This window comes from Pseudomonas sp. PS01299, from assembly GCF_029960145.1.
Taxonomy (GTDB): Bacteria; Pseudomonadota; Gammaproteobacteria; order Pseudomonadales; family Pseudomonadaceae; genus Aquipseudomonas; species Aquipseudomonas putida_A.
Map to the genome: position 1 here is coordinate 1 of NZ_JASCPO010000268.1, position 7027 is coordinate 7027.

At 59.4% G+C, this 7027-nt stretch carries 7 protein-coding genes; 2 read left to right on the forward strand and 5 right to left on the reverse strand.

Features of this window, described 5'->3' with window-relative positions; genetic code table 11:
* Window positions 1–119: 119 nt before the first annotated feature.
* The 4 genes from QMX91_RS27290 to rimO form a co-directional block, all read right to left on the reverse strand.
* Window positions 120–587, reverse strand: a complete 468-nt coding sequence (locus tag QMX91_RS27290; protein WP_027611093.1) for a DUF1456 family protein — start codon at window positions 585–587, stop codon at window positions 120–122.
* Between the two features lie 72 nt (window positions 588–659).
* On the reverse strand, window positions 660–1370 hold the full coding sequence (locus tag QMX91_RS27295) for an rRNA pseudouridine synthase (protein ID WP_210558022.1): 711 nt from the start codon (window positions 1368–1370) through the stop codon (window positions 660–662).
* 189 nt (window positions 1371–1559) lie between these two features.
* Window positions 1560–2033: a GNAT family N-acetyltransferase gene (locus tag QMX91_RS27300; RefSeq protein ID WP_098967526.1), complete on the reverse strand. Its 474-nt coding sequence runs from the start codon at window positions 2031–2033 to the stop codon at window positions 1560–1562.
* A 327-nt stretch (window positions 2034–2360) separates the two neighbouring features.
* Entirely contained in the window at window positions 2361–3698 is a 1338-nt protein-coding gene (gene rimO / locus QMX91_RS27305; protein ID WP_003222282.1) for a 30S ribosomal protein S12 methylthiotransferase RimO, read from the reverse strand.
* A 289-nt stretch (window positions 3699–3987) separates the two neighbouring features.
* On the opposite strand from rimO, the gene QMX91_RS27310 reads away from it, so the two are divergent.
* Complete coding sequence (locus QMX91_RS27310) at window positions 3988–5889, forward strand: potassium transporter Kup (RefSeq protein WP_282413658.1); 1902 nt, start codon at window positions 3988–3990, stop codon at window positions 5887–5889.
* 196 nt (window positions 5890–6085) lie between these two features.
* Here the strand turns inward: QMX91_RS27310 and QMX91_RS27315 are convergent, their stop codons facing one another.
* On the reverse strand, window positions 6086–6412 hold the full coding sequence (locus tag QMX91_RS27315) for a DUF3077 domain-containing protein (RefSeq protein WP_282413659.1): 327 nt from the start codon (window positions 6410–6412) through the stop codon (window positions 6086–6088).
* Window positions 6413–6768: 356 nt separating this feature from the next.
* Here QMX91_RS27315 and QMX91_RS27320 point away from each other — a divergent pair, with 356 nt between their 5' ends.
* Window positions 6769–6930 (forward strand): hypothetical protein, encoded by a 162-nt coding sequence (locus QMX91_RS27320; RefSeq protein WP_282413660.1) that lies wholly within the window; start codon window positions 6769–6771, stop codon window positions 6928–6930.
* The last annotated feature ends 97 nt before the right edge of the window (window positions 6931–7027 follow it).

Below are 7027 nucleotides of genomic sequence, written 5' to 3' on the forward strand. Positions count from 1 at the left end.
GAGCAAGCCCGCTCCCACAGGGATCTCGAGTGGAGTCCGGTTTTGTGTCAGCCACAAAACCTGTGGGAGCGGGCTTGCTCGCGAAGGTCGCGCCGCCGATTCAGAGCTTGTGGCGCAGATCAGCCGCGAACGCGCAGGGTCAAGCCCTTGAGGAAGTTGCGCAGCAACTGGTCGCCGCACGCGCGGTAATTGGTGTGGCCGACCTTGCGGAACAGTGCGCTCAGCTCAGGCTTGGACACCGGGAACTCGGCTGCCTTGAGGATCGCGTGCATGTCGTCTTCCTTGAGTTCGAAGGCCACGCGCAGCTTCTTCAGGATGATGTTGTTGGTCACTGGCACTTCGATCGGCTGCGGCGGACGGCTTTCGTCCTTGCCGCGCTTGAACACCACCAGACCGTCGAGGAAGTGCGCCATGACTTCGTCCGGGCAGCGCACGAAGCCTTCTTCGTCTTCTTCTTTCTTGTCGAGGTACGCGACGACGTCTTTCAGCTCCACGTCCAGGCCGCCGAGCTTGATGATCTCGATGACTTTCTTGTCGCTGATGTCGAGCATGTAGCGCACGCTACGCAATACGTCGTTATGAATCATGTGGGTAATCCTGATAATCGTTGTGGGCAGCACGCAGGCGCGCTGCCGGAATGTGTGGCGGCAGTGGAAGCCTTAGAACTTCTCTTTGCCGGACAGGTAGCGCCATTGGCCCACCGGAACCTTGCCAATCGACACGCCGCCGATGCGGATGCGGCGGATGCCGACGACCTTCAGGCCAACCGCTTCGCAGAACTGCGCGATGATCCCCGGCTGCGGGTTCTTCATGGCGAAGCGCAGGCGGTTTTCGTTCTGCCAGCTGGCCTTGACCGGCGGCAGCTCCTTGCCCTTGTGGGTGAGGCCGTGCTGCAGGCGATTGAGGCCGTGGGCAACCATGTCGCCTTCGACCTCGACCACGTATTCCTGCTCGATCTTGGCCGCGTCGGCAGTCAGTTTGCGCAGCACTTTCCAGTCCTGAGTGAACACCAGCAGGCCGCTGGCCTTGGGCTGCAGATCGGCGCTGGCGGTCAAGCGCAGGAAGTGCCCGCGCAGCGGGCGTTTGCCGTAGCGGTGCTCGTCGCTGAGGGTGTCGGCGCTGAGCGACTGCATGGCGGTGTCGACATCCATGCCGGCCGGCACGTTGAGCAGAATCGTGACCGGCTCCGGCGCGGTGGCCTGAGCGTCCTTGTCGAGCTCGACCTTTTGGTTGCCGACCTTGAATTGCGGTTCGTCGATCACTTCGCCGTCCACGGTGACCCAGCCGCCCTCGATGAACAGCTCGGCCTCCCGGCGGGAGCAACCGACCAGTTCGATGAGGCGTTTGGAGAGGCGAATCGGGTCAGTCATGACAGGGCCGTAACAAAAAAGGGGTGGGCATTGTACCTGCCTGGCGCCGGTTAAGCCCGGTTCCATTTCGGTAGGTGGTTTTTTGTAGGAGTGAGCCTGCTCGCGATTGCCGTCTGACATTCAGCATTGATGTCGGCTGGTCCGGCGCTATCGCGAGCAGGCTCACTCCTACAAGGGTACTTTGGTGTGTCAGCCGTTACTTGAGCGCTGCTGGGTCTGCCGCAGGCGCATATGCAGCAACGGGTGCGGCTGGCCCATGCCATCCACCTCCGAGCGGCCGATCACTTCAAAACCCTGCTTGAAATAAAACCCCAGTGCCTGCGGGTTCTGTTCGTTGACGTCGAGTTCATCGGCATTCAGATGTTGCATGGCGTAGTTGAGCAGTTTCTTGCCCAAGCCTTGGCCACGATACTCGGGATCGATGAACAGCATTTCGATCTTGCCCGCCGCCACCCCGGCGAATCCGGTGATGCGCTGGTTGGCGTCCTTGGTACAGATCAGCATCACTGCATCCAGGTAACGCGTGAGCACCAGATTACGCAGCAACTCGATGTAGCTGTCCGGCAGGAAATCATGGGTCGCGCGAACCGAGGCCTCCCAGACCCGGGTCAGTTCCTGATAATCGCTGAGTTTCGGCGTGTGAATGACCGAATGCTGACGCATGCCCGGCTGCCTCTTTTCAAATGGATGAGCGGGATTCCTTCCCACTGCAAACGATAGACGCAAAAAAGCCCCGCATCTCGTAAAAAGAGCGGGGCTTTTTGTATTTATTTCGGTGTCTGGCTGGCTGTTAATGTTGCCTGCAAGAGCTTCCCCCTCACCCCAACCCTCTCCCCCAAGGGGGGCGAGGGGGGAAGGGAGCTGATCTTCATGCTGTTCAAAATCTGAGGTCGACTCGATATTTCAAGTCGCCGTCATTCGAAAGAGCAACTCAATCAGTCCCCTCTCCCTCAGGGAGAGGGTTAGGGTGAGGGGCTTTTGATCTTCAGATCAGATCTGCTCAGCCCACAGGTCGTATTCGTCAGCGTCAGTCACCTTGCACCAGACCTTGTCGCCCGGCTTGAGGTTGCTGCCGTTGTCGATGAATACGTTACCGTCGATTTCCGGGGCATCGAAGAAGCAGCGGCCGACGGCGCCTTGCTCGTCGACTTCGTCCACCAGCACTTCGATCTCGCGGCCGATGCGCATTTGCAAACGGGCCGAGCTGATCGCCTGCTGGTGCGCCATGAAACGCTCCCAACGGTCTTGCTTGACGTCGTCCGGCACTACTTCCAGGTCCAGATCATTGGCGGGCGCACCATCGACCGGCGAGTACTGGAAGCAGCCGACGCGGTCGAGCTGGGCTTCGGTCAGCCAGTTCAGCAGGTACTGGAAATCTTCTTCGGTTTCGCCCGGGAAGCCGACGATGAAGGTCGAACGGATGATCAGGTCCGGGCAGATCTCGCGCCAGTTCTTGATCCGCGCCAGAGTCTTGTCTTCGAACGCCGGGCGTTTCATCGCCTTCAGCACTTTCGGGCTGGCGTGCTGGAACGGGATGTCCAGGTACGGCAGGATCTTGCCGGCGGCCATCAGCGGGATCAGCTCGTCAACGTGCGGGTACGGGTAAACGTAGTGCAGACGCACCCACACGCCCAAAGTGCTCAGCGCTTCGCAGAGTTCGGTCATGCGGGTTTTCACCGGCGCGCCGTTCCAGAAACCGGTGCGGTATTTCACGTCGACACCGTAGGCGCTGGTGTCCTGCGAAATCACCAGCAGCTCTTTGACGCCGGATTTGACCAGACGCTGGGCTTCGTCGAGTACATCACCCACCGGACGGCTGACCAGTTTGCCGCGCATCGACGGGATGATGCAGAAGCTGCAGCTGTGGTTGCAGCCTTCGGAAATCTTCAGGTACGCGTAGTGACGCGGAGTCAGCTTGATGCCTTGCGGCGGCACCAGGTCGATCAGCGGGTTGTGATCCTGACGCGGCGGCACAACTTCGTGCACCGCGTTGACCACTTGCTCGTACTGCTGCGGACCGGTCACGGCCAGCACGCTCGGGTGTACGTCGCGGATGTTGCCTTCTTCCACGCCCATGCAACCGGTGACGATCACCTTGCCGTTTTCCTTGATCGCTTCACCGATCACTTCCAGCGACTCAGCCTTGGCCGAGTCGATGAAACCGCAGGTATTGACCACCACCACGTCGGCGTCCTGGTAGGTGGACACCACGTCATAGCCTTCCATACGCAGCTGGGTCAGGATGCGCTCGGAGTCGACCAGTGCTTTCGGGCAACCCAGAGATACGAAGCCAACCTTTGGATTGGCCGGCGCAGGAGTGGTGGACATGTCTAACCTCGGTGTTTTGTGACGTCGCTTGCCGTGTGGGAAAGCCGACGGATGGGCGCTTAGGGTGCGCCTCTGATCAAAAAGTGCGCAATTCTAGCGATGAGCAACGCACTTGACCAGCTTTATGCAGGGAAATACGACGAGTGCTGCGCTATGCTTCGCGCCGTTGAGCTTTACCAATTTTTTACAGTCAACAAAACGTCTGTAACAACAGGTAAAACAGCGCATGCTGCACCACAAAGCATAGTGCTTCATTCAAAGAAGCCGGTTCGAGAATCAGGAGTGTTGGATGGGTCAGGCAAGTAGTCAGGCGGCGGGCGCCGAGCATTCGGCTGCAAAACCGCTGAGCATGCTGGTCGCGGCAGTCGGGGTAGTTTACGGCGACATCGGCACGAGCCCGTTGTACACCCTCAAAGAAGTATTCGCCGGTCATTATGGGGTGCCGGTCAATCACGACGGCGTCTTCGGGATTCTGGCATTGATATTCTGGTCGCTGATCTGGGTCGTCACGATCAAGTACGTGTTGTTCGTCTTGCGGGCCGACAACCAGGGCGAAGGGGGGATCATGGCGCTGACCGCCCTGGCGCGACGCGCATCCAGCCGCTATCCCAAATTGCAGGCGGTGCTGGTGATCCTGGGATTGATCGGTGCCGCACTGTTTTACGGCGACAGCATGATCACCCCGGCGATTTCCGTATTGTCGGCGGTGGAAGGTCTGGAGCTGGCATTCGATGGCCTGGAGCGCTGGGTGGTGCCGATGGCGCTGGTGGTCCTGGTCGCACTGTTCCTGATCCAGAAGCATGGCACCGATCGCATTGGCAAGCTGTTTGGTCCGGTGATGGTGGCGTGGTTCCTGGTGCTGGGCGGTCTGGGTGTCAGCGGGATCGTCAGACACCCTGAAGTATTGAGCGCGCTGAACCCGATCTGGGGCGTGCGTTTCTTCATGGTTCACCCGGGCATGGGGGTGGCGATTCTCGGTGCGGTGGTGCTGGCGCTGACCGGCGCTGAGGCCCTGTATGCCGACATGGGCCACTTCGGGCGCAAGCCGATTGCCCGCGCCTGGTTGGCGCTGGTACTGCCGGCACTGGTGCTGAATTACTTCGGTCAGGGCGCATTGCTGCTGGAAAACCCGGAAGCGGCACGTAACCCGTTTTACCTGCTGGCGCCGAACTGGGCACTGGTGCCTTTGGTGGTGCTGGCAACCCTGGCCACGGTGATCGCTTCGCAAGCGGTGATTTCCGGTGCGTTTTCGCTGACCCGTCAAGCAATTCAGCTTGGCTACATTCCGCGCATGCACATTCAGCACACATCCAGTGCCGAACAGGGGCAGATCTATATTGGTGCGGTGAACTGGGCGCTGATGGTCGGCGTGATTCTGCTGGTGATCGGTTTCGAGTCCTCCGGCGCATTGGCGTCTGCCTACGGCGTGGCAGTGACGGGCACCATGCTGATCACCAGTATTCTGGTGGCTGCGGTGATCCTGCTGCTATGGAAATGGCCCCCGCTGCTGGCGGTGCCGATTCTGCTCGGTTTCCTGCTGGTCGATGGCATGTTCTTCGCGGCCAACGTGCCGAAGATCATTCAGGGCGGTGCCTTCCCGGTGCTGGCGGGGATCGTGCTGTTCATCCTGATGACCACCTGGAAACGCGGCAAGGAGCTGCTGGTCGATCGCCTCGACGAAGGCGCGCTGCCGCTGCCGATCTTCATCAGCAGCATCCGTGTGCAGCCGCCGCACCGCGTGCAGGGTACTGCGGTGTTCCTCACCGCGCGTTCCGACGCCGTGCCGCATGCGCTGTTGCACAACCTGCTGCACAACCAGGTGCTGCACGAGCAAGTGGTGCTGCTGACCGTGGTCTACGAAGACATCCCGCGTGTGCCGCCATCGCGCCGCTTCGAGGTCGAGGCCCACGGCGAAGGCTTCTTCCGCGTCATCCTGCACTTCGGCTTCACCGACGAGCCGGATGTGCCGCAGGCGTTGAAGCTGTGCCATCTGGATGATCTGGACTTCAGCCCGATGCGCACCACCTACTTCCTCAGCCGCGAAACGGTAATCGCCTCGAAACTCGAAGGCATGGCCCGCTGGCGCGAGGCGTTGTTTGCGTTCATGTTGAAGAATGCCAACGGCAACTTGCGGTTCTTCAATCTGCCGCTGAACCGGGTGATTGAACTGGGGACGCAGGTGGAGATGTAACCCCACCTCAACTGAAAAGCCCCCGTCAGCTTCAAGGCTGGCGGGGGCTTTTTTGTGCCCGCACATAAACCTCTAACCCACTGCAAATCCCCTGTGGGAGCGAGCTTGCTCGCGAAGGCCGAGTGTCAGTCGAGACATGTGGTGGCTGATCCACCGCATTCGCGAGCAAGCTCGCTCCCACAAGGATTCTGTGGTGTCAGTGGCTTTCAGGCAATTCTTCTTCAGATTCGGTCTTCGTCCGCGCAGGTCGCGGCATCAGCGCTTGGATCACGTCATCAATCAAGGCTTTGCCCATCACCGTCAGGTAATGCGCAGCCCAGGCATGGCGGTCGGTGTCTTTGATGAAGGCAGCGTCCTCGGCGAAGGATTTGGCGAGGGACAGCAGGTCGGAGGATTGGGACAGGGCATCGATGATCGGGATGCCGGCGCGGACGTTGAAGAACGCTTGATCCGAGTGGTAGAGGAAGGGGGTGAAGCCGATGGTTTTAATGTTTGCGGGTCCGTGCAGATCAGTTTCGGTCATCGTGTTACTCCTTGGTTCGAAGTGCCGCGACTTTCGTTACCACACGAAAGGGAGGCGACTGTACGCAGGGTGGTAAACCGGGAACCAAGGAAACCGGCACGCTCGAAAGCGTCCCACGCACAGCCGCCATTACTCGATGAGCGGGCTCTTGCGCTGGGTTCTCCGGGTTACCACACCCGATCGCTGAATGGGTCAGCGACGTCCGGAGAGTATCCCGTCAAAAAACAGCGCAATAGAGCCGCAAAGCGCCCGAACACGAGTTTCGGAGTTTGCCTACAAGGTCTGTGGGCGTCATCTGATATTGAGAAACTGGAAGTAAACGATACTAAACGTCTGACACGAACTGGCGTGTGCAAATGAGCGAGACGCGTATGACTGCATCATCGAAACAAGAAAAGCAGGATGATCTCGAGAACCTTCGGATTGAAGCGCAAGCTATGGAGCGATTGATCAACTTCGATCCGGCACAAGCGATCAGCCATTACGATATGCGGGCAAGATACGCTTGCAAGGATTGATGATTATTTGAATTCAGCGCAATTCCCTTGTAGGAGTGAGCCTGCTCGCGATAGCGGTGTGTCAGTTGGCAACTAGGTGGCTGACACTCCGCTATTG

What these genes read in the sequence shown, in the direction of transcription:
- QMX91_RS27290 (WP_027611093.1), bottom strand. Translation starts at nt 587, where the DNA reads ATGATTCATAACGACGTATTGCGTAGCGTGCGCTACATGCTCGACATC.
- QMX91_RS27295 (WP_210558022.1), bottom strand. Translation starts at nt 1,370, where the DNA reads ATGACTGACCCGATTCGCCTCTCCAAACGCCTCATCGAACTGGTCGGT.
- QMX91_RS27300 (WP_098967526.1), bottom strand. Translation starts at nt 2,033, where the DNA reads ATGCGTCAGCATTCGGTCATTCACACGCCGAAACTCAGCGATTATCAG.
- rimO (WP_003222282.1), bottom strand. Translation starts at nt 3,698, where the DNA reads ATGTCCACCACTCCTGCGCCGGCCAATCCAAAGGTTGGCTTCGTATCT.
- QMX91_RS27310 (WP_282413658.1), top strand. Translation starts at nt 3,988, where the DNA reads ATGGGTCAGGCAAGTAGTCAGGCGGCGGGCGCCGAGCATTCGGCTGCA.
- QMX91_RS27315 (WP_282413659.1), bottom strand. Translation starts at nt 6,412, where the DNA reads ATGACCGAAACTGATCTGCACGGACCCGCAAACATTAAAACCATCGGC.
- QMX91_RS27320 (WP_282413660.1), top strand. Translation starts at nt 6,769, where the DNA reads ATGAGCGAGACGCGTATGACTGCATCATCGAAACAAGAAAAGCAGGAT.